Genomic DNA, 23,988 nt, shown 5'->3' on the forward strand with positions numbered 1-23,988 from the left:
AATGTCTCGTATTGGTAAAAAACCGGTCGAGCTGCCCAGCGGCGTTACCGCCTCTGTGTCCGGCCAGACCATCGAAGTGAAAGGTCCGAAAGGCACCCGCAGCTTCACCGCCACCGACGACGTAACGCTGTCGGTTGAAGACAACGTGGTCAAGATCGACCCCCGTGGCATGTCCAAGCGTGCCCGCCAGCAGTGGGGCATGAGCCGCACCATGGTTGCCAACCTGGTAACCGGTGTGACCACAGGCTTCAAAAAAGAGCTGGAGATCCAGGGTGTCGGTTACCGGGCTCAGATGCAGGGCAACACCTTGAAGCTGAACCTGGGCTACAGCCACGACGTTGATTTCACTGCTCCGGAAGGTGTCACCATCACCGCACCGAAGCAGACCGAAATCGTTGTGGAAGGTATCGACCAGCAGTTGGTGGGCGAAACCGCGGCCAAAATCCGCGAGTGGCGCCGTCCCGAGCCGTACAAAGGCAAGGGCATCCGCTATAAGGGCGAGTTCATCTTCCGCAAGGAAGGCAAGAAGAAGTAAGGACGCAAACAATGGCAAACAGCAAAAGAACCCTGTTTCTGAAGCGCCGCCTGCGCGTTCGGAACAAACTTCGCAAAGTCAACGCCGGCCGTGTACGCTTGTCGGTTCACCGTTCGAACAAGAACATCAGCGTTCAGCTGATCGACGACGTTCGTGGCGTGACCCTGGCTTCGGCCTCGACCCTGGAAAAAGATCTGGGTGTTGTTGGCAAGAACAACGTCGAAGCGGCCACCAAAGTGGGCGCGGCCATCGCCGAGCGTGCCAAGAAGGCAGGCGTCGAAGAGGCCTATTTCGATCGTGGTGGCTTCCTGTTCCACGGCAAAGTGAAGGCTGTCGCCGACGCTGCGCGTGAAGGTGGTCTGAAGATCTAAGACTTGCGGGCAGCTTTGCGGCTGCCCCGATGATCCGGGGGCCTCGACAACAGTCGGGGCTCACTTGGATTGAAGCAAACGGCGTCACAAGCGCCACATGAGAAAAGGGATGCCAAATGGCAGAACGTGAAAACCGTCGGGGCCGTGGCCGCGACCGTGAAGAAGCACCGGAATTTGCAGATCGTCTGGTCGCAATCAACCGTGTGTCGAAAACCGTAAAAGGTGGTAAGCGCTTTGGCTTCGCCGCTCTGGTGGTTGTCGGCGATCAGAAAGGCCGCGTCGGCTTTGGCAAAGGTAAAGCGAAAGAAGTACCTGAGGCCATCCGTAAGGCGACTGAACAAGCCAAGCGTCAGATGATCCGCGTGCAACTGCGCGAAGGTCGGACCCTGCACCACGACATCGAAGGCCGTCACGGCGCCGGTAAAGTGGTTATGCGTACCGCACCTGAAGGTACTGGTATCATCGCCGGTGGTCCGATGCGTGCCGTGTTCGAAATGCTGGGCGTCAAGGACGTTGTGTCCAAGTCGCTGGGCTCGCAGAACCCGTACAACATGATCCGCGCCACCATCAACGGCCTGCAGAAAGAGCAGAGCCCGCGTTCGGTTGCCGCACGTCGTGGCAAAAAAGTTGCCGACATCCTGCCCAAGCGGGACGAAGCACCTGCTGCTGCTGAAGCAGAAGCATAAGGAGAGCGACCCATGGCAAAAACCATCGTCGTCAAACAGATCGGCTCCCCGATCCGCCGCCCCGCCGAACAGCGCGCAACCCTGATCGGTCTGGGTCTGAACAAGATGCACAAAACCCGTGAGCTGGAAGATACTCCTTCGGTTCGCGGCATGATCCGCAAAATCCCGCATCTGGTAGAGATCGTCGAAGAGCGCGGCTAAGCGCAAAATCTTCGCAGAGTTTGAAACGCCCCTGACTTCGGTCCGGGGTGTTTTTTTTGGTCAGCGCAACCTGGACACCCAACCAACACCAATTTGCACTACAACAACACCGCGCCCAAGGCAGTAGATGTACCGAGGTACGCAAAATATCTTGAATTCTTTCGAAAAGTTCAAAGGCTAATCTTTTCCGAAGTCGGGGCGAAATACCACCAGTCGCTTCCCTTGGGAGAAAGACGAATGGTTCAGCCTGCGTCGAGCCTAAGCAGCCAGAGACAATTCATCCCCCTAAAGACCTATCTAGGTAGATCGAACGGAAACACCCGTATTTTGCGTTAAGCGCAGACACGTACATGTCGCCCAACTGTTATTCCCTTGGTGCATATCGGCTAGACCGAAACTTCCGTTGTTAGCGATAACCATCGTCCTTATCTCAGCCTTGTCCAAATAAGGAACACAAGAAGGAAACGTCAAGGAATACGCCTTGATTTGAGAAAGGAACAAAAGAATGACAACTGCTACACTGACACATTCAGGCTTGAACTTTACTGCACGGATTACGGACATGATCGAACGCGTGAAAGCCGCGCGTGCCCGTGCTGCCGAGTACCAGCGCACGTTTTCCGAGCTGCAACGTTTGAGCAACCGGGAACTCGATGACATCGGCATCCGTCGTTGTGACATCGCGGATATCGCACACAAGCATGTCTACTGTTCGTAAATTCGAACAACCGGAAGCAAGACACAAAGGCGCCAAAGGGCGCCTTTTTTGCTTCACGCATTGGCTCTCAGAATGGCTAGAAGACGCGCCACAGCAGGGGAAAATCCTTGTAGATCGCAATGACGCTGTACGAAGCTAAAATCCGGCTCTATGTCGCTTTCGAACCGTAGGCGTCCCGCACTATGCGTTTCGCCGATCCGCGGCCTGCTGACACCCTACCCCAAAGACCGCCTACGGCAGAGTGGTTCTGACTCCACTGCAATCCGCTGCTTGAGCTTGATATGGCCCAGCACCTCACGAAACGCGCGGTGCTTGGGTTTGCCTTCCAGATAATCCGCCAGTTTGAGCAGGTTGATCGGATGCTTCTTAACAAGCGTTTCGATCCGCTGCACGGCATCGTCCAACGCATAGTGGTCGACGAACTGGCAAGCCACCTGCGTCGGGGTCAGCAGACAATAGTCCTGAGCCCGCTTGTCCGTATAGCGCGTGATGTCGAAGGGCGACGCGCCAAGGGCATGGAACTTTGGAACATGTACGCGCATGTCCGCTTTGACGTGCTCCAACACCGTGCCGGAGGTCTGACGGAACCCCAGCGGGCCAAGCTTGCCGACGACATGGCGACGCATCGCCGGAGAGATCATGTCCACATCCGCCCGGTCGTATTTCAGATCATCGAAAACCGACAAAAGCCCCAGCTTTTCGTCAGCAATCTGGAAATAAGGTTCAGCGCTAAATGCCCGCATCCGTTCCAGCACCTGCGCCCGCTCAATTTCAGGGTCCGAAACGAAATCGGCCCCGGCGGGTTGAACCGCCGAGGCCGTAAATAGTCGCAGTAAGCGTCGGATCAAAGACCGGTGCTCACATCGATTGTGTTGCCCTCTTCCAGGGTCACATATGCTTTTTTGACGTCTTTCCGGCGACCCAACTGGCCGCGGAACCGCTTGACCTTGCCTTTGGTCACGGTGGTGTTCACCGCTTTGACCTTCACACCAAACAGCGCCTCAACGGCCTCTTTGATCTGCGGCTTATTGCTGTCGATCGCCACTTCAAAGACAACCGCGCCGTTTTCGGACGCCATGGTCGACTTTTCGGTGATGATCGGCTTGCGGATCACGTCGTAGTGTTCTGCCTTCGCGCTCATTTCAGACGAGCCTCCAGTGCTTCGACAGCCGCTTTGGTGAGCACCAGGGTGTCACGCTTGAGGATGTCATAAACGTTTGCACCCATCGACGGCAGGATATCCAGACCTTCGATGTTGCGCGACGCCTTCAGGAAACCTTCGTTCACGGTCGCGCCGTCGATGACCAAAGCGCGTTTCCAGCCCAGGTTTGCAACCTGTTTGGCCAGTGCGGCGGTCTTGCCTTCGGCTTCGGCGTTCTCGATCACAACCAGTTCACCTGCTTTGGCTTTGGCCGACAGAGCGTGGCGCAGGCCAAGCTTACGGAACTTCTTCGGCAGGTCGTGGCCGTGCGAACGAGGGGTCGGGCCCTTGTAGATACCACCCTTGCGGAAGATCGGCGCGTTGCGGTCACCATGGCGTGCGCCACCGGTGCCCTTCTGGCGATAGATCTTCTTGGTCGAGTAGCTGGTTTCCGAGCGGGTCTTGACCTTGTGGGTGCCGGCCTGCGCGTTGTTGCGCTGCCAACGGACCACACGGTGCAGGATGTCCGCACGAGGCTCGAGACCGAACAGATCGGCGTTCAGCTCGATGTCGCCGGCTTTGCCGCCGTCCAGTTTGATTACATCAAGTTTCATGCTTCACCACCTTCCGCGGGAGCTTCTTCCGCAGGTGCTTCGGTTGCAGCCGATTTCACAGCAGCCGGGAAAGGCAGGCCTTCCGGTGCTTTCTTCTTCACGGCGTCCTTGACGGTGACCCAGCCCGATTTCGGTCCGGGAACGGCGCCTTTGATGAAGACCAGGTTCCGGTCGGCGTCGGTTTTGACAACTTCCAGGTTCTGGGTGGTTACACGGGCAGCACCCATGTGACCGGCCATCTTCTTGCCTTTGAAAACCTTGCCCGGATCCTGACACTGACCGGTCGAACCGTGCGAACGGTGGCTGATCGAAACACCGTGCGAGGCGCGCAGACCACCGAAGTTGTGGCGCTTCATCGCACCGGCAAAGCCTTTACCGATCGAGGTACCCGAAACGTCAACTTTCTGACCTTCCAGGAAGTGTTCTGCCGAAATCTCGGCGCCCACTTCGATCAGGCCATCTTCAGAGACGCGGAACTCGGCCAGCTTACGCTTGGGCTCAACCTTGGCAGCGGCGTAGTGACCGCGCATGGCTTTCGAGGTGCGTTTTGCCTTGGCAGCACCGGCGCCCAGCTGAACGGCAGTGTAGCCATCTTTGTCAGCGGTACGCTGTGCAACAACCTGCAGGTTGTCCAGGTGAAGCACGGTCACAGGGATCTGCTTGCCGTCTTCCATGAACAGGCGGGTCATGCCAACTTTTTTTGCGATAATACCAGAGCGCATAATCTATACCCTCCGATCTTACGACTGCAGCTTGATCTCGACGTCCACACCAGCAGCGAGGTCGAGCTTCATCAGCGCGTCAACGGTCTGGGGGGTCGGATCAACGATGTCCAAGAGACGCTTGTGCGTGCGGATCTCGAACTGGTCGCGGGATTTCTTGTCAACGTGAGGGCCACGGAGAACCGTGAACTTCTCAATCTTGTTCGGCAGCGGGATCGGGCCGCGCACGTTCGCGCCGGTCCGCTTGGCAGTGTTGACGATCTCTTGCGTGCTGGCATCCAGAACGCGATAGTCAAATGCCTTCAGCCGAATACGGATGTTTTGGCTTTGCATAGATACAGCCTTTTATCAGGCGTTGAGGTTGAGAGGAGGACAGACGCGCATCGCCAACCCTCTTCGAACCCAAAAGGCGGGAATCACCCCGCCTTGATGTTCTTGTTGAGAACTCGCGCGTATTAGTGGGATTGGTCGGGTTTGGCAAGGGGGTATTGTACCCGGAGTATAGCGCGTTCATTTTGTCATCGCTCGCTCGTTGGAATGGTTCTGCTTCACAAAGATGAGTTGCTAAAATAGAAGCGCCACCAGATAACGTGACGGGCGCAATCAGTCGGCCAGTCCAGATTGTTTCGGAGATTAGATGGACAAGGAACTCCTTCTGCATATTGGAATGGGCAAAACCGGAACTTCCGCGCTACAAAGCTTCTTCGCGAAGAATACGAGCGCCTTGCTGGAAGCCGGCATCTATTACCCAGAGCTGCTTAGTCTGGAGAACGCAGCAAAAGGCGGCGTTGGTGCGGGTAACGGCGCGCAGCTTGCCAAAGCATTACTCTCGGATCACCCAAACTTTCCCGATGGTACAGAAATTTCTGCTGATAGAGCAGCGGACGAGCTGTCTCCGCACCTAATGCAAGCTCACCCGCAAGTTCTCATTTCGAGCGAGCGGCTTATGCATTTTGATCCGGAATTACTGGATCGGTTCGTGGAAAGAGTTTCCACATTTGGATACCGAACCCAAATAATCTGCTTTGTTCGAAACCCAGCGGAGCAACATTTTTCCGCGTATCTGCAAGGAGTAAAAGTACAGTCAGAGACGAGAAGCTATCATGAATTTTTAGCAGACAACGAACCAGAGAAGTTCTTTGTCGCTCACCTGATTGGTAAACTACAGACGCTGACTTCAAGTAATTTGTCGTACAGAGTTTTTAATTATGCAGATTCTAAAAGTGATGTCGTTGATTTTTTTCTTCGAAAAATCATCAATCGGAAAGATCTCGCCCAAAGGCTTGCATTTGATAAGCGTGTGAACCGGTCCATCAGCCCTCGGGAAACTGAATTCTTGAGAATGATCAATGGATTGTTTGAAAGAAACTCTCACAAAGAAATATCTGACGGTTTGCTGAAAGCGTCACCTGAACTGGCGGTTTCCAACACTCCGGATTACGAAGATCAGCAGAGACTCGTCGAAGCAATTAAGCCGATACTTCCGCTGATCAACTCAAAAATTGAAGGAACCAAAGTTTTAGCAACGGAGGGATCGGATCAGAATGATGAGGATGATTTCAATACTCTGTTGCGGATCATGGCTGTGTATTTCCATTTTTTGGATCAGTCCATGAATAAACTGCACCAGGAAATCAAACAGCTTTCGAATAGCCCAAACGAAACCCGCGGCAATTCCAGTGATGATAGTGTAGAGGCTTCCGAACCAGGACAAAGTGTGAAAAACAGCATTAATACCGAGGAAGTGAAGCCAAACGAACAACTCCAGAGGGCGTTCCATCACCCGTGGCTAAATCTGGTTGATAGCTTCCGATACAGGATCGCGATGGCTAGAGCGAATAAACCGAATCTGCCAGACGCGATAAGGAAGAAGCGATTAGAACGAGCTATGAGAATTCGCCCCTATTAAATGGCATGTATTTCAGAATAATAGCTTAACAAAAAAGGCCGCCCCCTGTGGGACGGCCTTCTTTCATTCAACGATGTGCCGGGCTGAAGCCCGGCCTACCGATTATTCAATGATCTTCGACACAACGCCGGCGCCGACGGTGCGGCCACCTTCGCGGATCGCGAAGCGCAGGCCCTGCTCCATCGCGATCGGTGCGATCAGCTCAACGCCGAACGACACGTTGTCGCCAGGCATGACCATCTCGGTGCCTTCGGCCAGGGTCACGGTGCCGGTCACGTCAGTTGTACGGAAGTAGAACTGCGGACGGTAGTTCGCGAAGAACGGGGTGTGACGACCGCCTTCTTCCTTGGTCAGGATGTAGGCTTCGGCTTCGAACTTGGTGTGCGGTGTAACCGAACCCGGCTTACACAGAACCTGGCCACGCTCAACGCCGTCACGGTCAACACCACGCAGCAGCGCGCCGATGTTGTCGCCTGCTTCACCGCGGTCCAGCAGCTTGCGGAACATCTCAACACCGGTGCAGGTGGTTTTCGAAGTGTCGCGGATGCCGACGATTTCGATCTCGTCGCCAACGTTGATCACGCCACGCTCAACACGACCGGTCACAACGGTACCACGGCCCGAGATCGAGAACACGTCTTCGATCGGCATCAGGAACGGCTGGTCGACAGCACGCTCAGGGGTGTCGATATACTCATCAACAGCCGCCATCAGTTCCTTGATCTTCTCTTCGCCGATTTCCGGGTTGTTGCCTTCCATCGCGGCCAGAGCCGAACCTGCGATGATCGGAATATCGTCGCCGGGGTATTCATACGAAGACAGCAGCTCGCGGATTTCCATTTCCACCAGTTCCAGCAGCTCTTCGTCGTCAACCTGGTCAACTTTGTTCATGAACACGACCATCTTCGGGATGCCAACCTGGCGGCCCAGCAGGATGTGCTCGCGGGTCTGCGGCATCGGGCCGTCAGCGGCGTTCACAACCAGGATCGCGCCGTCCATCTGGGCAGCACCGGTGATCATGTTCTTGACGTAGTCGGCGTGGCCGGGGCAGTCAACGTGCGCATAGTGGCGGTTGTCGGTCTCGTACTCCACGTGGGCGGTCGAGATGGTAATGCCGCGCGCTTTCTCTTCCGGCGCACCGTCAATCTGGTCATACGCTTTGAAGTCACCGAAATACTTGGTGATTGCTGCGGTCAGCGTGGTCTTGCCGTGGTCAACGTGGCCAATCGTGCCGATGTTGACGTGCGGTTTTGTACGCTCAAACTTTTCCTTTGCCATGATGGCCTCCTTTTTCGGTAATGAAGGGAGCCCCTGACCGGAGCTCCCTCAAATCTTCGCTTATGCGTATTTCGCCTGGATCTCGTCCGAGATGTTCTGCGGAACCGGATCGTAGTGGTCGAACTGCATGGTGAACTGGGCACGGCCCGACGACATCGAACGCAGAGTGTTGATGTAGCCGAACATGTTCGCCAGCGGAACGAACGCGTCGATCGCGATTGCGTTGCCGCGCGGTTCCTGACCAGACACCTGGCCACGACGCGAGGTCAGGTCGCCGATGATGCCGCCGGTATATTCTTCCGGGGTGATCACTTCGACCTTCATGATCGGTTCCAGCAGTTTCGCGCCAGCTTTGCGCATGCCTTCACGCATACACATACGGGCCGCGATTTCGAACGCCAGAACGCTCGAGTCAACGTCGTGGAACTTACCGTCCAGCAGGGCAACCTTGAAGTCGATCACGGGGAAGCCAGCCAGCGGGCCGCTGTCCATAACCGACTGAATGCCTTTTTCGACACCCGGGATGTATTCCTTCGGAACGGCACCACCAACGATGCGGCTTTCGAACGAATAACCTTCGCCCGGCTCGGTCGGAGTGATCTCGAGCTTGACCTCACCGAACTGACCCGAACCACCCGACTGTTTCTTGTGGGTGTAGGTGTGCTCGACCGGCATCGAGATGGTTTCACGATAGGCCACCTGCGGTGCACCGATGTTCGCTTCAACCTTGAACTCGCGCTTCAGACGGTCAACCAGAATGTCCAGGTGAAGTTCGCCCATGCCTTTCATGATGGTCTGACCCGATTCCAGATCAGTTTCCACACGGAAGGACGGGTCTTCGGCGGCCAGACGGGCCAGACCCTGAGACATCTTTTCCTGGTCGCCCTTGGTTTTGGGCTCAACCGCGATCTCGATCACCGGATCGGGGAAGGTCATGGTCTCCAGAACCACCGGATCCTTCGCATCACACAGGGTGTCACCGGTGGTGGTGTCTTTCAGACCCGCCAGCGCGATGATGTCGCCTGCAAACGCTTCTTCGATCTCTTCCCGGTTGTTCGAGTGCATCATCATCATACGACCGATGCGCTCTTTCTTACCTTTGGTCGAGTTCAGGATCGAGTCACCCTTGTTCATGGTGCCCGAGTAGATCCGGGTAAAGGTCAACGAGCCAACAAAGGGGTCGTTCATGATTTTGAACGCCAGACCCGAGAACGCCATTGCGTCATCGGCACGACGCGCGATGTCACGAACTTCTTCCTCGTCGCCGGGCTTAAAGCCCATGTAATCAACAACGTCCAGCGGGCTGGGCAGATAGTCGATCACAGCGTTGAGCAGCGGCTGAACACCTTTGTTCTTGAACGCAGAACCACCCAGAACCGGAACAAACGCGATGTCCAGGGTGCCTTTGCGCAGCAGGGCGCGCAGGGTCGGAACGTCGGGCTCATTGCCTTCAAGGTATTCCATCATCGCGTCGTCGTCCATTTCGACGGCCGCTTCGATCATCTTGCCGCGCCATTCGTCAGCCATGTCTTTCAGGCTGTCGCGGATTGGGGCTTTGATCCAGCTTGCGCCCAGATCTTCGCCCTGCCACAGCCACTCTTCCATGGTGACCAGGTCGATCAGACCTTCCAGCTCGGACTCGGCGCCGATCGGAATACCAACCGGAACAGCGCGTGCGCCGGTGCGGTCTTCGATCATGCGAACGCAGTTGAAGAAGTCCGCGCCGATCTTGTCCATTTTGTTGACGAAAACCATACGCGGAACCTTGTAGCGGTCAGCCTGACGCCACACGGTTTCGGTCTGGGGCTCAACACCGGCGTTTGCGTCCAGAACGCAAACGGCACCGTCGAGAACCGCCAGCGAACGTTCAACTTCGATGGTGAAGTCAACGTGGCCGGGGGTGTCGATGATGTTCAGGCGGTGCTTGGGGGTATCGGCGGTCTGACCGTCTTCGGTGCGTTCCCAGAAGGTGGTGGTCGCAGCCGATGTGATGGTGATGCCGCGTTCCTGCTCCTGCTCCATCCAGTCCATGGTGGCTGCACCATCGTGCACCTCACCGATGTTGTGGGATTTACCAGTGTAATACAGGATACGCTCCGAGCAGGTGGTCTTACCTGCGTCGATGTGCGCCATGATACCGAAGTTACGGTACAGTTCGAGCGGATATTCGCGTGCCATTTTTGATAAGCCTCTGAATTACCAACGGTAGTGGCTGAAGGCTTTGTTCGCCTCGGCCATCTTGTGGGTGTCTTCGCGCTTCTTCACGGCAGTACCGCGGGACTGTACAGCGTCCAGCAGTTCACCGGCGAGGCGTTCTTCCATGGTGTTTTCGTTGCGGCCACGCGCAGCAGTGATCAGCCAACGGATGGCCAGTGCTTCGCGGCGCTCGGGGCGCACTTCGACCGGAACCTGATAGGTTGCACCACCAACCCGGCGCGAGCGAACCTCGACCGACGGTTTGATGTTGTCGAGTGCTTCGTGGAACACTTCGACAGGAGCGCGCTTTACCTTGTTCTCAACGCGGTCAAACGCGTTGTAAACGATGCGCTCTGCGACCGACTTCTTGCCGTCGATCATCAGGTTGTTCATGAATTTGGTCAATACCTTGTCGCCAAATTTGGCGTCAGGCAGGACTTCGCGTTTTTCGGCGGCGTGACGACGTGACATATCAGCCTCTCCTTCTTACTTGGGACGCTTCGCGCCGTATTTCGAACGACGTTGCTTACGGTCTTTGACGCCCTGAGTATCCAGAACACCGCGCAGGATGTGGTAACGCACACCGGGAAGGTCTTTCACACGGCCGCCACGGATCAGAACAACCGAGTGTTCCTGCAGGTTGTGGCTTTCACCGGGGATGTATGAGATAACCTCGAACCCGTTGGTCAGGCGCACCTTGGCAACCTTACGCATAGCCGAGTTCGGTTTCTTCGGTGTGGTGGTGTACACGCGGGTGCAGACGCCGCGCTTCTGCGGGCACTGCTCCAGGTGCATGGACTTCGAGCGTTTTACTTTGGGCTGCCGCGGTTTGCGGATCAGCTGTTGAATAGTTGGCATTCCGGTTCTTTCCCCGTTTTGCAACACACATGACATGCACGCGCGTTGCGTGCGGCTAAATTCGCTGCGTTCGTGCGTCCACAAGCGCAAAACCCACGAGCGTTCCCATTCCGAGGTGAACGTCGCGGTTGTTTCTCAGAGGGCGCGAACTGTAAAATTGTCCGGGCCTTGACCAGCTCATTACTGGAATCGGCTACGGGGCGGCCCCCGGCACCGAGATGACGCGCGTAATAGGGGGAGTCGGCCCAAGTGTCAACAGCACTATCCCGACAACCGCGACCTGCTGGGGTTTTGGACTTAACACATTGCCCCAAAAGGCAACCTCATCCCTGTTGCGACCGGTGTACAGCGGGGGCATAATTGCGCTGACTACCAGCCGATGGACGACAGATGCAAGTGATTGGCCTGTGCCGTTTTTCCTATTCCGCGATTGGCGGCTTTCGGCTGAGCCACAAGACAATCGAGGAGCAAAGGCAGTTTCTATATGCACCCGACAGAATGGAAGAACGCTTTCGCTTGTTTGAAACCGTTACCCTGCCCGGTTTTCGCGCCCAAACGGATGAACGTTTTGAGCTGCTGGTTTTAACAGGGACATGCCTGCCGCCGCCTTATTCGCAACGGCTGCGCGATCTGACCGCCGGGGTCAAACAGGTCCGCATCATTGAGAAGGAACCCGCAGATCACAAGCGAGTGATGCGGGAGGTTCTGAACACCGCCAGAACAGACCCGCATAAACCCTGCCTTCAGTTTCGGCATGACGACGATGACGCGGTCTCGGTCGACTTCATAGAAAAGCTCCGCTCTGCAACGCGCGAAAACGCAGGGCTAATGCAGCAATGCGAGTCAGTCGCGATCGACTACAACCACGGTTACGTCGCCCGGCGTGACAAAAATGAGTTGCACGTTGCGCAGGTCTATCGGTCGCTGTTGGGGGTCGGCTTGGGTATGTATGTTCGGGGCGGAAGTAAACAGACAATCTTTGACCGTTTGCACAACAGACTGGCGCGGTTCATGCCGGTGGTCAGCTACCCGGACGCGCCCATGTGGGTGCGTATGCTGCACGGGTTCAACGACTCGGACCATGCCCGCAAGGACACGCGTGAGCTGTTGCCGCTTACACCAGAACAGGCGGAAGATTTGCGGACACGTTTCGCGATCCACCCTAAAGAGTTCGAAACTACACCTGTGCGGGGTTGAGCGGATGCAGGTCCTCGGTCTTTGCCGTTTTTCTTATCCTGCCATTGGTGGGTTTCAGACCATGCACGCCACTGTCGAAGAACGGCGGCAGTTTCTGTATCAATCTGAACGGCTGGACGAACGATTCCGGTTGTTTGAAACCATCGCCCTGCCCGGACTGAAACAGCAAACCGACCAAGACTTTCATCTTGTGATCGTTGTTGGTGAGTGCTTGCCCAAACCCGCCTTTGATCGCTTGCATGATCTGACCGCCGACCTGAAACAGGTGCAAATCGCCGCCAGACTTCCGGGGCGGCACAGAAAGGTCATGCAAGAGGTTATGAATGCCGCGCGTCAAAACCTCCACCTGCCCTGCCTGCAATTTCGCCATGATGACGATGATGCGGTGGCAGTGGATTTCGTCGAACGGCTGCGTGGAACTGTAATTGACAATGCCGGGCTGTTTCAAAACCGAGCCATGGTTGCAATTGATTTCAACTGTGGCTACCTGGCGCGCGCAGATGCTGCGGGCATTCAAGCCAAGCGCGTACATCGTCCGTTGATGACAGCCGGACTTGGAATGTTTGCGCAAGGCGGCAACCGCAAATCGATCATGAACTTTACCCACAACAGGATCAATCGGGCCATGCCGGTGATTACGCGCCCGGATAAGCCGATGTGGGTCCGCGGCTTGAACCGGTTCAATGACTTTCCCAAAACCAGAAGCACAACGGCCGAACTCAGCCCCCTATCACAGCTTCAGGAGGCCGAGTTTCAATCACGTTTTGCCATTGATCAGAGCCATGTCAGGCGGGTTCACTCTGTGCCTTGACGGGCCCGCTCGCGGAACAAGGTGAACAAACCAGCACCGACAATCAACGCAGCACCCAGCATTGTCACCGTGTCGGGCCACTCATCAAATACAACCCAACCCAGCCCCAGCGCCCAAAGCAGACTGGAATACCGAAACGGCGCGACAAACCCAACATCGCCCTGACGCATGACCATGACGCTGAACAGGTAGCCCATCAGCACAAAAATAGCGGCGGCGGCGACCAATGATCCCGCTGCGGCCGAAACCGGAACCCACCCTTCAAACACCGAGGCAACCGCCGCAGCACTTGCTATAGAGCCTGAGGTTGCCAATGTCACAACCATCGACGGCACGTCGGCAGACATACGACGGGTGACGAGATCCCGCACCGTTATCGATGCCACGGCGATCAGCGCGTAGACAGAATAGATGCTGAAGCCGTCCGGGCCCGGCCGGACGATCAACACCATGCCAATGAATCCCACCACAATCGCCAGGGTGCGCCGCCAGCCAACCTGTTCCGAGAATACCAAAGCGGCACCCAGCGTTACAGTCAGCGGCAGCGCTTGTAGAATGGCCGTTACGTTAGCAAGCGGCATGTTCTTCAACGCCGTCAGGAAAAAGAACGTGGCAGCCAGTTCAGTCAGGCTGCGTAACGCTACAAGCCATTTGTCGTGACGCGAAAAATTCAGATGCAGGGCCCCAAGTGAACGGGCCAGCAGATAGACCAGAACAACAGCCAAGGCACCCCTTAAAGCCACCAACTGGAAAAGGGGCAGCTCCTGCAGCGCGATCTTCACCAGCGTATCGTTAAGGGTAAACGCGGCCATGCTGCCCATCATCAGCAAGGCACCTTTGGTATTCGGGGTCATGTTGGCTGGGCTCCGGGCTGGCAAACGCCGGTATTGGCCAAACTATAGCTTCGGATGTCAATATCGCTTTTGCCCGTCAGCCGGATGTCAGCCGAAGGGGACAATGGTCCCAAACAGATTTAAACTGGACGGCTCGGTTGTATCTTTGACGAAATCCACCCAGTCTTTTCCATAGGTCTGCTCAAAAAAATCTGGGTACTTCCAAACAAGGTTGTGAAAGGTAAACGTCGTCAGCAACGCGCCAACCGTAAGCGCGCCTGCGAACTCTCGCAGTTTACCTTTCAGAAAAAGCATCACCATGATGCAAGCCCCGCCCGCAAGTCCGAGGCTGACGAAATCCTGCGTATCAACTTGCCGCTGAACCGGAATACCAACGGATTGGTATTGAATGTAACGGGTCAGAAACACGGCACAGATTCCCAGCAAAAAGGCCCCCAAAAACGCACCGGGATAGGCCAAACGTTGCCAGATGCTCTCGGTTCTGGGCCGAGGTGCGTTTCTCGCGTTCTCATCCGAGCGCTGTTTGATCCGCGCAACGCGATCTTCGAAAGAGTTGTTTTCTGTGCTCATGAGTCAATTCAAAATAAAATGTAATCTCAGGCCAGAGCTAAACTAGAGATTGTGAAACCTCAAGAACGAGACATCACGATAGAAGTGTGCAGTGGGTCAAGCCGGATCAAAATCGCGTGCTTTCTTGCGACGTTAAAATGAACCGCGCGCCCTATAACCTGAGTTATCCGAAATCGGTATTTGGTTATTTTGAATCCTGACAGGCATGCGTAAGACAAGGCTTACGCTGACCGTTCAACATCACAGTTTTGGCCATAGAGCCGCCGCGCGCAACGTGAGCGTTCAAGGTTAATAAGCGCGCGGTCAAAGATGCCGCGCCTCATCCTTCAACCAAGGACAGCAAGCTTCTCAAAGCTGACATCGCTTTCCGACGTTTCACAGAACTCGAAAGACTGAGACTTCACATCCCTTGGATAGTCGCGAGTTGCGCAGGATAGGGGGTAAAAAGATAGAAAGACGCTCCATGACACCAACCGGTTTCTTTTTGACCAGATGCTGGTAGTGATTGAACTGATACGAACACTGGCAGAGCCATAAGGCTTGTCTCAAGTACCATGGCATTTTGTGATGCGGTGCAGCGAGTGACTGCTGTTTTAAGGAAATTGCGACTTAATAATTGAATCTAAGACCGATCCCGGCGCCTTGGTCATAGGGTCGATCAGCACCAATCCCGATCAGCACATCTGCATAGAGGGCCATTCCGAGGCTCAGGTTCTTTCCGATCTGGAATTCTGCGGTCGCGGGCCAGGCGTCATTCTCCCAATCATAGGGCGCTTTGATATCCGCTTTGATCCAATACCCCTCACCAAATGGCTGAAGTGCAATTAGGCGCATCGCGGTTTGGTTGACATCGGTCGGTCCATTGTAAGATGCGAAATGCTGGACCAGTGGGATCAGTGTCAGCCCACTTTTTGTGTTTGAAAAAGCGAAGCCTCCGAACGGAGCGATTTGATCAGACCCGGTGCCAATGCCTTCGTCAGTGTCGCCAAAATCAAGTATCCACTCCAAACCAAGCGCGGATTTTACAGCCCATGTGTCATTCAAGGGTTTTTGGGAAGGGAAGTAGATCAGCTTGAAGCTGGTCTTCTCGAACCCATTGAACCTCTGTCCCGTCACATTCGTTGAATTGTAATGCAGTTCGTATTTTAGCTTCAGATCGGGGCGCAGCATGTATGCACCATCGATGAACATGTCCTGACGGTCTGCCCCCCCTTCCAGATCGAAATACTGATAGCGAATGTCCGTGTTGTTAACCGCCGCCAGTGGATTTGACGCGTTTTCTTCGGCTTTGGTGGTAGAAGCCACTACGAGCATCGCCAAGGATAAGACTGCCAGATGAAAGGTGATGCGGGTCATAGAACACCTTGGAAAAACTCATGCGACCAGTTTGACGGCGGTGTCTCGGCACCGCCGTCTCAAGTTCGTCATTGCCAGCTAGAAAAGACTTCTCGGGCCAATTCGCTTTCGGGCCTGAGGTTTTCAATGCCTTCATAGGGGACACCCTTGCCGAGCGGTTTGTGAGGGTGCTCTTCGATGGACTTCTGGTGGCGCTTCAACATGTCCTGGAAAGACGCCCCGGACCACAGCGAGTACCCGACAAGCGGATGTTCTTCTCGTGGATCGCGATAGACATTGAATACAGGGGCGGCCGCGCCGGGCTGACCGGGGGCAGGTAGATGCATCTTGAACTCTTGTTTCACCACCGAACGCAATACTGGCCCTTCGTACACATAGACGTAGTCACGGCGCGAATTGCCTTCTCCCTCCAGCAATAGTGCTGTCTGGTCGATGCCATCAATTACACGGTCGCGTGGAATGTGGTCTGTTGCGCCTGCGATCCGGGCAAATGTCGAAAACAGATCCGAGACATGAACGATGTCACCTGCCGCACTGCCCGCTTCGATTGCGCCGGGCCACCGAATAAACGCGTCAGTTCTCACACCTCCTTCAAGGTGCTGAGTCTTTCCGCCGCGATAGATCAGTTGGTTCAGCCCGGAAGTACCTTCATAATGATACATCAAACCATTGTCAGCCATGATCATGACTACGGTATTTTCTGCTTTACCGGTTTCATCCAGCTTGGCCAAAACCTCGCCAATCCAACCGTCCAGAACCTGCAATTTGTCCGCATGGAAGCCGCCGTTACGAGATACAGCCTGATCAGGATAGGCAAAGTTCAGAGGATAGAGCGGCCAGTATTGCATAAAGAATGGCGCGTCCTGCGAAGCCAGCCGCTCAAGCTGTTCCAGTGCTTGCCGCTGATAGCGCAGGTTCATTTCCTCGTATTTAGCCTGAGTCCACTCTTCGCCCGGCGCCATGTCGACTTCGCGCGCCAGACCGCCAGCTTCCGCTTCAACGCCGGTTACTAGGCCGTAGGGTTTGAACCGCGCGTCCAGCCGGAATTGGTTCGACTGACCCGACGGATGGAAGCCAAGCATGTTGTTGGCAACCATGGCGTCCCGTGTCATCAGGCTGAGCTGAACCTGTTGATGCAAGGGGAAGGCCGCCCAATCAAAACCCTGATTGTGCGGGTAGGCCTGTTCTATATCGCCCTGATGCCACTTTCCAACATGCGCTGTGTTATAGCCTTCTTCCTTCAGGATTTCGGCAATCGTAACCTCCTCGGCTGAAAGACCTTCGCCAACCAACGCTACTTTGACCTCCTCCACACCGGCACGTACCGGATGGCGACCGGTCAGCATGGCCGTTCGTGTCGGTGTGCAGGATGGCTCAGTATACATTCTCATCAAAGACATGCCTTGCGTGGCAAAGTCGTTGATGTTGGGCGTGTCGAAGCCGGTGACGTAGTTCATCGTCCGGTTGCCCATCTGACCAAAGCTGACATCGTCTATCAGAATGTAGAGGATATTGGGTGGCTTGCCGCCATTGGCGTCGCGAATCTCGGCAAGCTTTGCTTCAATTTCTGTATCCTGAGCGTCCCATTCCTCTCCAAACTGCGCGCGGAGATACTCGAACTCTCCGTCGTGTATGATGGGTGCTTCCTGAGCAAAGCTTGCGCCAGCCATCAACACAATGGCCGAGGCTTGTTTCAATATCGATCTCATCGGTATCCCTTCCCCTTTTGAACTACATCTTTCCTGCCCGCCGCAATGACCGGACGATTTCATCCCGAAGACCATCCAAAGTTTCGCGGATGTCGCAGGCAAGCTGGTAAGACTGACTTCCAGGCTCAGTGTTCAAAGCAGAGTACTCGTCACTGAGAAGCTGATAGTCTCGGCAGATTTCATCGAATACCGCGTCCACCCGCCTTAGGTCTGCTATCGTGGCCTTTTGGTTGGGAAACAGATTATCAATAGCGTTACGCTTCATTTAGACAGTACATTCGATGGAGCAGCATGTTACCAAAGCAAACAACGAATTCACTTTTCACAATAGGTATATCGGGGCATAATACGGTGTAATGATGGATGTAACTTGCTGAAAAAATGGTATTATCTGAAAGAACATCCCCAGCAACAAATGATCAAGAAAAGCCCGACACCAAAGATGTGCGGGCAGCGCTTCAGAGGCTTGTGAGTTCCTCAACCTTTGAAGGGTCACTGCGTCTACAGGACTTTCTTGTGTATGTGGTTGAGGAAACTCTCAACGGCAGGGCAGATGAAATTCGCGCAAAAACAATTGCAATGGATGTCTATGGCGGATCAGCGTCCGAGATGGAGCGCCGTGAAAACGTGGTGCGGGTGGACGCTGGCCGCTTGCGACGCAAGCTTGCCGAGTATTACGCCGCAGACGGGCATGGCGAAAAAACGGTGTTTGAACTGCCAAAGGGTGGTTACGTACCTCGGATTTCGAAGAGCTGTTCCGAAACCGCTCAGCCTGAATTCCCAAAGCTGGAAACCAATACGCGTGCATGGGCTCGGCCAGGGGTTGGGCTTGTGGGGATTATCACTCTTGGCTGTTTTGCAATTGCCTATTTTGTGAGCTCGACAAAGCAGGATGTTCCGACTGATTTATCCGTAGATGGCCTGAGCCGTGACGAGCGCAGCGCAATCTTTGACGCATCCCCAATGCGTCTGCAGGCTGTCAATCTGGCCAATACTGGTCGGGACCTGATCTTTCCGGCTTTAGAACCTGCGCGTCTTGAAGCGGCTCTGACCATATTCAAGGGGGCAATCGAAAACGACGACAGCTATTTCGGCGGCCACGCAGGCGCTGCCCAGGTCGCAGCGACAATTGCCGTGCTAACCTCCGATGACGACCTGGCTCAGAACATGTTGAACTATGCCGACGCGCAGGCAAAGAGAGCCATGGAGTTAGCTCCGGAAACGGGTTGGAGTCAGGCCGCAATGGCCTGGGTCAAGTTTGCCAAGGGAAACTGGCATGAGGCCATTGAATTTGCACAAAGAGCACAGCGTTTGGCACCACACGACGTCCATGTGTTAGAGTTCGTGTCGCTGGTAATGCTATATTCTGGTTCATTTGAACAAGTCGTAGCGATTAGCGAAGACGCACTCTCAAAAATCGAGCTTCAAAGGGGTTATGTGTTTCAGAACGCGATGGGTTCAGCAAAGTTCCACATGAAGGACTACGAAGGCGCCGTGTCAGCCTTTGAGGGAGTGATGGAAAAAGGCGGCCCCGTCGGACCTGTCTCGGTTGCTTACCTAATGGCATCACATCATATGTTGGGGAATAAGGTTCAAGCTCAGTCTCTATCTGAACAACTTTCACGCGAGTGGCCAGACAGTCGCGTGGATGCGCTGTTTGAGAAACTTTTTGCAAATCCGAAATACGGGCAAGAACTCGGTGACGCCATGAGACAAGCCAATTGGAAGCCACCAAGTTAGGAGTGTGATTTCGAATTGCGACCGCTTGAGTTTCTCTCAACGGCATTGAGACCGAATGCTCAGCAGTTGCACCATGTCCGCTTCATTCGAATTCCTGTCATTCGGACATTACGCAGAATTGGTCAAAGTGGGCTCAATCCTTTCATTAGATGGCAGATCGAGCACTCGCAGCATCAGGCTGACACTTGACACTTATCCAAGAAAAAAGGCCCCGCGTTTTGCAGGGCCTTTTTCAAATTTATGCTGTCGAGCTTACTCGCGGCTTTCCGGTGTTTCCACCAGAACGTCCAGCTCATCGCCAACCATGTCGTCGTCGAAGGTCGGCGCAGCCAGAGCAGCGGCGGCTTCGGCCTCTTCCCGGCGGGCTTCGATGACCACGTTGTCACGCGACTGCGCGATGTGGCGGACGGCCTGAGTTGCACCACCGGTACCGGCGGGGATCAGACGACCAACGATGACGTTCTCTTTCAGGCCAACCAGCTTGTCCTTCTTGCCCTGAACCGAAGCTTCGGTCAGCACGCGGGTGGTTTCCTGGAACGACGCCGCCGAGATGAACGAACGTGTCTGCAGCGAGGCTTTGGTGATCCCCAACAGGATCGGCTCGCCCTGTGCCGGACGACCACCACGCGAGAGGGTCTTCTCGTTGGCTGCGTCGAACTCCTGCTTGTCGACATGTTCGCCTTTCAGCAGGGTGGTGTCGCCTGAATCCAGGATCTCCCACTTCTGCAGCATCTGGCGCACGATGACCTCGATGTGCTTGTCGTTGATCTTCACGCCCTGCAGACGATAGACGTCCTGCACCTCGTCGATCATGTAATCCGCCAGCGCTTCGACACCCATGATGGACAGGATGTCATGCGGAGCCGGGTTACCGTCCATCAGGTATTCACCCTTCTGGATGAAGTCCCCTTCGGCGACCGGGATGTGCTTGCCCTTGGGCACCATGTACTCGATGGTCTCCATGGACTCGTCCGCCGGTTCGATGCTGATGCGACGCTTGTTCTTGTAGTCGCGGCCAAAGCGCACGTAACCATCGGCTTCTGCGATGATCGCGTGATCTTTCGGGCGACGCGCTTCGAACAGTTCGGCCACACGCGGCAGACCACCGGTGATGTCCTTGGTCTTGGCACCTTCACGCGGGATACGCGCAACAACGTCACCAGCTTCGATCTTCTGGCCGTCTTCGACCGACAGAATCGCATCGACCGACATCGGATAGTGAACCGGGTTGCCCGCGTCGTTGCGGACCGGCTCGCCATCTTCACCGACCAGAATGATCTCGGGCTTGAGGTCGCTGCCTTTGGGGGCCGCACGCCAGTCGATCACGATCTTCTGGGTCATGCCAGTTGCTTCGTCGGTCTCGTCGCGGACAGCAAGGCCCGAAACCAGATCAACGTATTTCGCGGTACCGGCTTTCTCGGCGATGATCGGCAGAGTGTAGGGATCCCATTCGAACAGCTTGTCGCCACGGGCCACTTTGGTGCCGTCTTTGACGAACAGCTTGGAGCCGTAGCCCAGCTTGAAGCTGGCACGCTCTTCGCCGTTCTCGTCGTTGATCACCAGCTTCATGTTCCGGCCCATGACCAGGCTTTCGCCTGCGGCATTGACCAGGATCTGCGGGTTCTCAAACGCGACAACACCTTCCTGGTTGGCTTCCTGGAACGACTGCTGACCACCTTGCGCAACACCACCGATGTGGAAGGTCCGCATGGTCAGCTGTGTACCGGGTTCACCGATCGACTGGGCGGCAATGATGCCAACAGCTTCACCGGTGTTCACCATGGTACCGCGTGCAAGGTCACGACCGTAGCAGGTTGCACAGACGCCTTCCTCGGACTCACAGGTCAGAGGCGAGCGGATGCGCATCGACTGAACACCAGCTTCATCAATCGTATCTGCCATACGTTCGTCGATCAGCTGACCTGCTGCGACGATCACCTCATCTGTGCCTGGACGCAGAACATCGTCAGCAGCGACACGGCCCAGCACACGTTCGGCCAGCGAGGCGACAACCTCACCGTCGTTCACGGCTGCTTCGGCAGTGATCGCACGCTCGGTGCCACAGTCGATCTCACGAACGATACAGTCTTGCGCCACGTCCACCAGACGACGGGTCAGGTAACCCGAGTTCGCCGTCTTCAGAGCGGTATCCGACAGACCCTTACGGGCACCGTGGGTCGAGTTGAAGTACTCGAGAACGGTCAGACCTTCTTTAAAGTTCGAGATGATCGGCGTTTCAATGATGTCACCGTTCGGCTTGGCCATCAGACCGCGCATACCGCCCAGCTGTTTCATCTGAGTGACCGAGCCACGCGCACCCGAGTGGGCCATCATGTAGACCGAGTTCGGTTCCTGCTCGGACCCGTCCTCTGCCCGATCCGATGACGAGATCGTGCTCATCATCGCTTCGGTCACGCGGTCGTTACACTTCGACCAGGCATCGACAACTTTGTTGTACTTTTCGCCCTGAGTGATCAGGCCGTCCATGTACTGCTGTTCAAAGTCCTTCACCTGACCGCGGGTGTCATCAACGATGCCCCACTTGTCACCCGGAATGACCATGTCGTCCTTACCGAACGAGATGCCAGCCTTGAACGCTTCTTTGAAGCCCATCGACATAATCTGGTCACAGAAGATAACCGACTCTTTCTGACCGCAGTAACGGTAGACGGTGTCGATCACCTGTTGCACTTCTTTCTTCCGCAGCAGGCGGTTGACCAGCTCGAACGGCGCTTTGTTGTTCATCGGCAGCAAGGCACCCAGACGCAGACGGCCCGGAGTGGTTTCGTAACGCTTCTGAACTTCGTTGCCTTCGTCATCGATCTGCGTGATCCGCGCGGTGATTTTCGAGTGCAGATGCACTTCACCCGCGTCCAGCGCATGCTGCACTTCTTCGATCGAGCCAAAGACTTTGCCTTCGCCCGGCATGCCTTCACGTTCCAGGGTCACATAGTAGAGACCCAGGATCATATCCTGCGACGGAACGATGATCGGTGCGCCGTTTGCAGGCGACAGAACGTTGTTCGTCGACATCATCAGAACACGCGCTTCCAGCTGCGCCTCAAGGCTCAGCGGGACGTGAACGGCCATCTGGTCACCGTCGAAGTCGGCGTTAAAGGCCGAACAGACCAGCGGGTGCAGCTGAATGGCTTTACCTTCGATCAGGACCGGCTCGAACGCCTGAATGCCAAGACGGTGCAGCGTCGGCGCACGGTTCAACATGACAGGGTGTTCGCGGATCACCTCGTCGAGGATATCCCACACTTCGGGACGCTCTTTCTCGACCAGTTTCTTCGCCTGTTTCACGGTCGAAGACAGACCCTTGGCTTCAAGGCGTGAGTAGATGAACGGCTTGAACAGCTCCAACGCCATCTTTTTGGGCAGACCACACTGGTGCAGCTTGAGTTCCGGACCGGTCACGATGACCGAACGGCCCGAGAAGTCGACGCGTTTACCCAAAAGGTTCTGACGGAAGCGGCCCTGCTTACCTTTCAGCATGTCCGACAGCGATTTCAGCGGGCGTTTGTTGGCACCGGTGATCACGCGGCCACGACGGCCGTTGTCGAACAGTGCATCCACGGATTCCTGAAGCATCCGCTTTTCGTTGCGGACGATGATGTCAGGCGCGCGCAGTTCGATCAGACGCTTCAGACGGTTGTTCCGGTTGATGACGCGGCGATACAGATCGTTCAGATCCGAAGTCGCGAAACGGCCACCATCCAGCGGAACCAGCGGACGCAGTTCCGGCGGAATGACCGGGATCACAGTCATCACCATCCACTCGGGCCGGTTGCCCGACTCGAGGAAGGATTCAACAACCTTCAGACGCTTGATGATCTTCTTGGGCTTCAGCTCTCCGGTTGCTTCGGCCAGATCAGCGCGTAGCTGCTCGGCTTCGGCTTCCAGATCGATCTGGGCCAGCATCTCGCGGATGGCTTCGGCACCAATGTTGGCGGTGAACGCGTCCATGCCATAGGCATCCTGCGCATCCATGTACTCTTCTTCAGTCAGCATCTGGCCGTAGGTCAGGTCAGTCAGACCGGGCTCGATGACGACGTAGTTTTCAAAGTACAGAACGCGTTCCAGATCGCGCAGCGTCATGTCCAGCATCAGACCGATGCGGGACGGCAGCGATTTCAGGAACCAGATATGTGCGACGGGCGCGGCCAGTTCGATGTGGCCCATACGCTCACGACGGACTTTCTGCAGGGTGACTTCCACACCGCATTTCTCGCAGACAACGCCGCGATACTTCATCCGCTTATATTTGCCGCACAGACATTCGTAATCTTTGATCGGGCCAAAGATACGCGCGCAGAACAGGCCGTCACGTTCAGGCTTGAACGTCCGGTAGTTGATGGTTTCGGGTTTCTTGATCTCGCCATAGGACCAAGACAGGATCCGCTCGGGCGACGCCAGCGAGACCTTGATCTCGTCAAAGACCTTCGGGGGCGTCAGCGGGTTGAACGGGTTGTTGGTGATTTCCTGGTTCATTTGTTACCTCAAATCTTGCGGAAGGGGG

General features: G+C 55.5%; 24 protein-coding genes. 9 read left to right on the plus strand and 15 right to left on the minus strand.

Annotated elements, in window-relative coordinates; all coding sequences use genetic code 11:
• Position 1: 1 nt before the first annotated feature.
• From rplF to ACXADZ_RS15055, 5 genes are all read left to right on the plus strand, one after another.
• Entirely contained in the window at positions 2 to 535 is a 534-nt protein-coding gene (gene rplF, locus ACXADZ_RS15035) for a 50S ribosomal protein L6 (protein WP_170467582.1), read from the plus strand.
• An 11-nt stretch (positions 536 to 546) separates the two neighbouring features.
• Entirely contained in the window at positions 547 to 906 is a 360-nt protein-coding gene (gene rplR, locus ACXADZ_RS15040; RefSeq protein WP_039523386.1) for a 50S ribosomal protein L18, read from the plus strand.
• A gap of 116 nt (positions 907 to 1,022) precedes the next feature.
• Positions 1,023 to 1,592: a 30S ribosomal protein S5 gene (rpsE, locus tag ACXADZ_RS15045; protein ID WP_155148691.1), complete on the plus strand. Its 570-nt coding sequence runs from the start codon at positions 1,023 to 1,025 to the stop codon at positions 1,590 to 1,592.
• Between the two features lie 12 nt (positions 1,593 to 1,604).
• Positions 1,605 to 1,793 carry a 50S ribosomal protein L30 gene (rpmD, locus tag ACXADZ_RS15050; protein WP_050605831.1) on the plus strand — a complete coding sequence of 63 codons (189 nt, stop codon included), beginning with the start codon at positions 1,605 to 1,607 and terminating at the stop codon, positions 1,791 to 1,793.
• Positions 1,794 to 2,298: 505 nt separating this feature from the next.
• A complete protein-coding gene (locus tag ACXADZ_RS15055) occupies positions 2,299 to 2,511 on the plus strand; it encodes a DUF1127 domain-containing protein (protein WP_475197565.1) in 213 nt (70 codons plus the stop codon).
• Between the two features lie 215 nt (positions 2,512 to 2,726).
• Here the strand turns inward: ACXADZ_RS15055 and ACXADZ_RS15060 are convergent, their stop codons facing one another.
• Genes ACXADZ_RS15060 through rpsJ form a run of 5 tightly spaced genes read right to left on the minus strand, consistent with a single transcriptional unit; the run spans position 2,727 to position 5,321 of the window.
• Positions 2,727 to 3,359, minus strand: coding sequence for a hypothetical protein (locus ACXADZ_RS15060; protein ID WP_475197566.1), 633 nt, complete (start codon positions 3,357 to 3,359; stop codon positions 2,727 to 2,729).
• Complete coding sequence (locus tag ACXADZ_RS15065; RefSeq protein WP_008757532.1) at positions 3,356 to 3,652, minus strand: 50S ribosomal protein L23; 297 nt, start codon at positions 3,650 to 3,652, stop codon at positions 3,356 to 3,358. The genes ACXADZ_RS15060 and ACXADZ_RS15065 overlap by 4 nt, the downstream gene beginning before the upstream one ends.
• Entirely contained in the window at positions 3,649 to 4,266 is a 618-nt protein-coding gene (rplD, locus tag ACXADZ_RS15070; protein WP_155148664.1) for a 50S ribosomal protein L4, read from the minus strand. The genes ACXADZ_RS15065 and rplD overlap by 4 nt, the downstream gene beginning before the upstream one ends.
• A complete protein-coding gene (rplC, locus tag ACXADZ_RS15075) occupies positions 4,263 to 4,988 on the minus strand; it encodes a 50S ribosomal protein L3 (RefSeq protein WP_170574972.1) in 726 nt (241 codons plus the stop codon). The genes rplD and rplC overlap by 4 nt, the downstream gene beginning before the upstream one ends.
• Positions 4,989 to 5,006: 18 nt before the next feature.
• Positions 5,007 to 5,321: a 30S ribosomal protein S10 gene (gene rpsJ, locus ACXADZ_RS15080; RefSeq protein WP_008756422.1), complete on the minus strand. Its 315-nt coding sequence runs from the start codon at positions 5,319 to 5,321 to the stop codon at positions 5,007 to 5,009.
• A gap of 304 nt (positions 5,322 to 5,625) precedes the next feature.
• Between rpsJ and ACXADZ_RS15085 the strand changes: the two genes are divergently transcribed.
• Positions 5,626 to 6,897, plus strand: coding sequence for a hypothetical protein (locus ACXADZ_RS15085; protein ID WP_475197569.1), 1,272 nt, complete (start codon positions 5,626 to 5,628; stop codon positions 6,895 to 6,897).
• 102 nt (positions 6,898 to 6,999) lie between these two features.
• Here ACXADZ_RS15085 and tuf read toward each other — a convergent pair whose 3' ends face one another.
• The 4 genes from tuf to rpsL are packed head-to-tail and all read right to left on the minus strand — an operon-like array spanning position 7,000 to position 11,229.
• Positions 7,000 to 8,175 (minus strand): elongation factor Tu, encoded by a 1,176-nt coding sequence (gene tuf, locus ACXADZ_RS15090; RefSeq protein ID WP_171136109.1) that lies wholly within the window; start codon positions 8,173 to 8,175, stop codon positions 7,000 to 7,002.
• Between the two features lie 60 nt (positions 8,176 to 8,235).
• Positions 8,236 to 10,353, minus strand: coding sequence for an elongation factor G (gene fusA, locus ACXADZ_RS15095; protein ID WP_171096025.1), 2,118 nt, complete (start codon positions 10,351 to 10,353; stop codon positions 8,236 to 8,238).
• An 18-nt stretch (positions 10,354 to 10,371) separates the two neighbouring features.
• Entirely contained in the window at positions 10,372 to 10,842 is a 471-nt protein-coding gene (rpsG, locus tag ACXADZ_RS15100; protein WP_010441203.1) for a 30S ribosomal protein S7, read from the minus strand.
• Positions 10,843 to 10,857: 15 nt separating this feature from the next.
• Positions 10,858 to 11,229 (minus strand): 30S ribosomal protein S12, encoded by a 372-nt coding sequence (rpsL, locus tag ACXADZ_RS15105; protein ID WP_005621086.1) that lies wholly within the window; start codon positions 11,227 to 11,229, stop codon positions 10,858 to 10,860.
• Positions 11,230 to 11,619: 390 nt separating this feature from the next.
• Here rpsL and ACXADZ_RS15110 point away from each other — a divergent pair, with 390 nt between their 5' ends.
• Together ACXADZ_RS15110 and ACXADZ_RS15115 are read left to right on the plus strand one after the other, a co-directional pair.
• Positions 11,620 to 12,426, plus strand: coding sequence for a putative rhamnosyl transferase (locus ACXADZ_RS15110; protein WP_475197575.1), 807 nt, complete (start codon positions 11,620 to 11,622; stop codon positions 12,424 to 12,426).
• Between the two features lie 4 nt (positions 12,427 to 12,430).
• The gene (locus ACXADZ_RS15115; RefSeq protein ID WP_475197578.1) at positions 12,431 to 13,237 is read left to right on the plus strand and encodes a glycosyltransferase; all 807 of its coding nucleotides are present in this window, start codon (positions 12,431 to 12,433) and stop codon (positions 13,235 to 13,237) included.
• Here ACXADZ_RS15115 and ACXADZ_RS15120 read toward each other — a convergent pair.
• The 5 genes from ACXADZ_RS15120 to ACXADZ_RS15140 form a co-directional block, all read right to left on the minus strand.
• Positions 13,222 to 14,091, minus strand: a complete 870-nt coding sequence (locus ACXADZ_RS15120) for a DMT family transporter (protein WP_475197581.1) — start codon at positions 14,089 to 14,091, stop codon at positions 13,222 to 13,224. The genes ACXADZ_RS15115 and ACXADZ_RS15120 overlap by 16 nt on opposite strands.
• A gap of 87 nt (positions 14,092 to 14,178) precedes the next feature.
• On the minus strand, positions 14,179 to 14,661 hold the full coding sequence (locus ACXADZ_RS15125) for a hypothetical protein (protein WP_475197583.1): 483 nt from the start codon (positions 14,659 to 14,661) through the stop codon (positions 14,179 to 14,181).
• 609 nt (positions 14,662 to 15,270) lie between these two features.
• A complete protein-coding gene (locus ACXADZ_RS15130; RefSeq protein ID WP_475197585.1) occupies positions 15,271 to 16,017 on the minus strand; it encodes a hypothetical protein in 747 nt (248 codons plus the stop codon).
• Between the two features lie 68 nt (positions 16,018 to 16,085).
• Positions 16,086 to 17,726, minus strand: a complete 1,641-nt coding sequence (locus ACXADZ_RS15135; protein WP_475197586.1) for a sulfatase-like hydrolase/transferase — start codon at positions 17,724 to 17,726, stop codon at positions 16,086 to 16,088.
• A 22-nt stretch (positions 17,727 to 17,748) separates the two neighbouring features.
• Positions 17,749 to 17,991 (minus strand): hypothetical protein, encoded by a 243-nt coding sequence (locus ACXADZ_RS15140; RefSeq protein ID WP_475197588.1) that lies wholly within the window; start codon positions 17,989 to 17,991, stop codon positions 17,749 to 17,751.
• Between the two features lie 203 nt (positions 17,992 to 18,194).
• Here ACXADZ_RS15140 and ACXADZ_RS15145 point away from each other — a divergent pair, with 203 nt between their 5' ends.
• A complete protein-coding gene (locus ACXADZ_RS15145) occupies positions 18,195 to 19,466 on the plus strand; it encodes a tetratricopeptide repeat protein (RefSeq protein ID WP_475197590.1) in 1,272 nt (423 codons plus the stop codon).
• 252 nt (positions 19,467 to 19,718) lie between these two features.
• Here ACXADZ_RS15145 and rpoC read toward each other — a convergent pair whose 3' ends face one another.
• Positions 19,719 to 23,960 (minus strand): DNA-directed RNA polymerase subunit beta', encoded by a 4,242-nt coding sequence (gene rpoC / locus ACXADZ_RS15150; protein ID WP_475197593.1) that lies wholly within the window; start codon positions 23,958 to 23,960, stop codon positions 19,719 to 19,721.
• Positions 23,961 to 23,988 lie beyond the last annotated feature (28 nt).

The sequence above is a fragment of the Ruegeria sp. ABM4_193 genome, assembly GCF_056158705.1.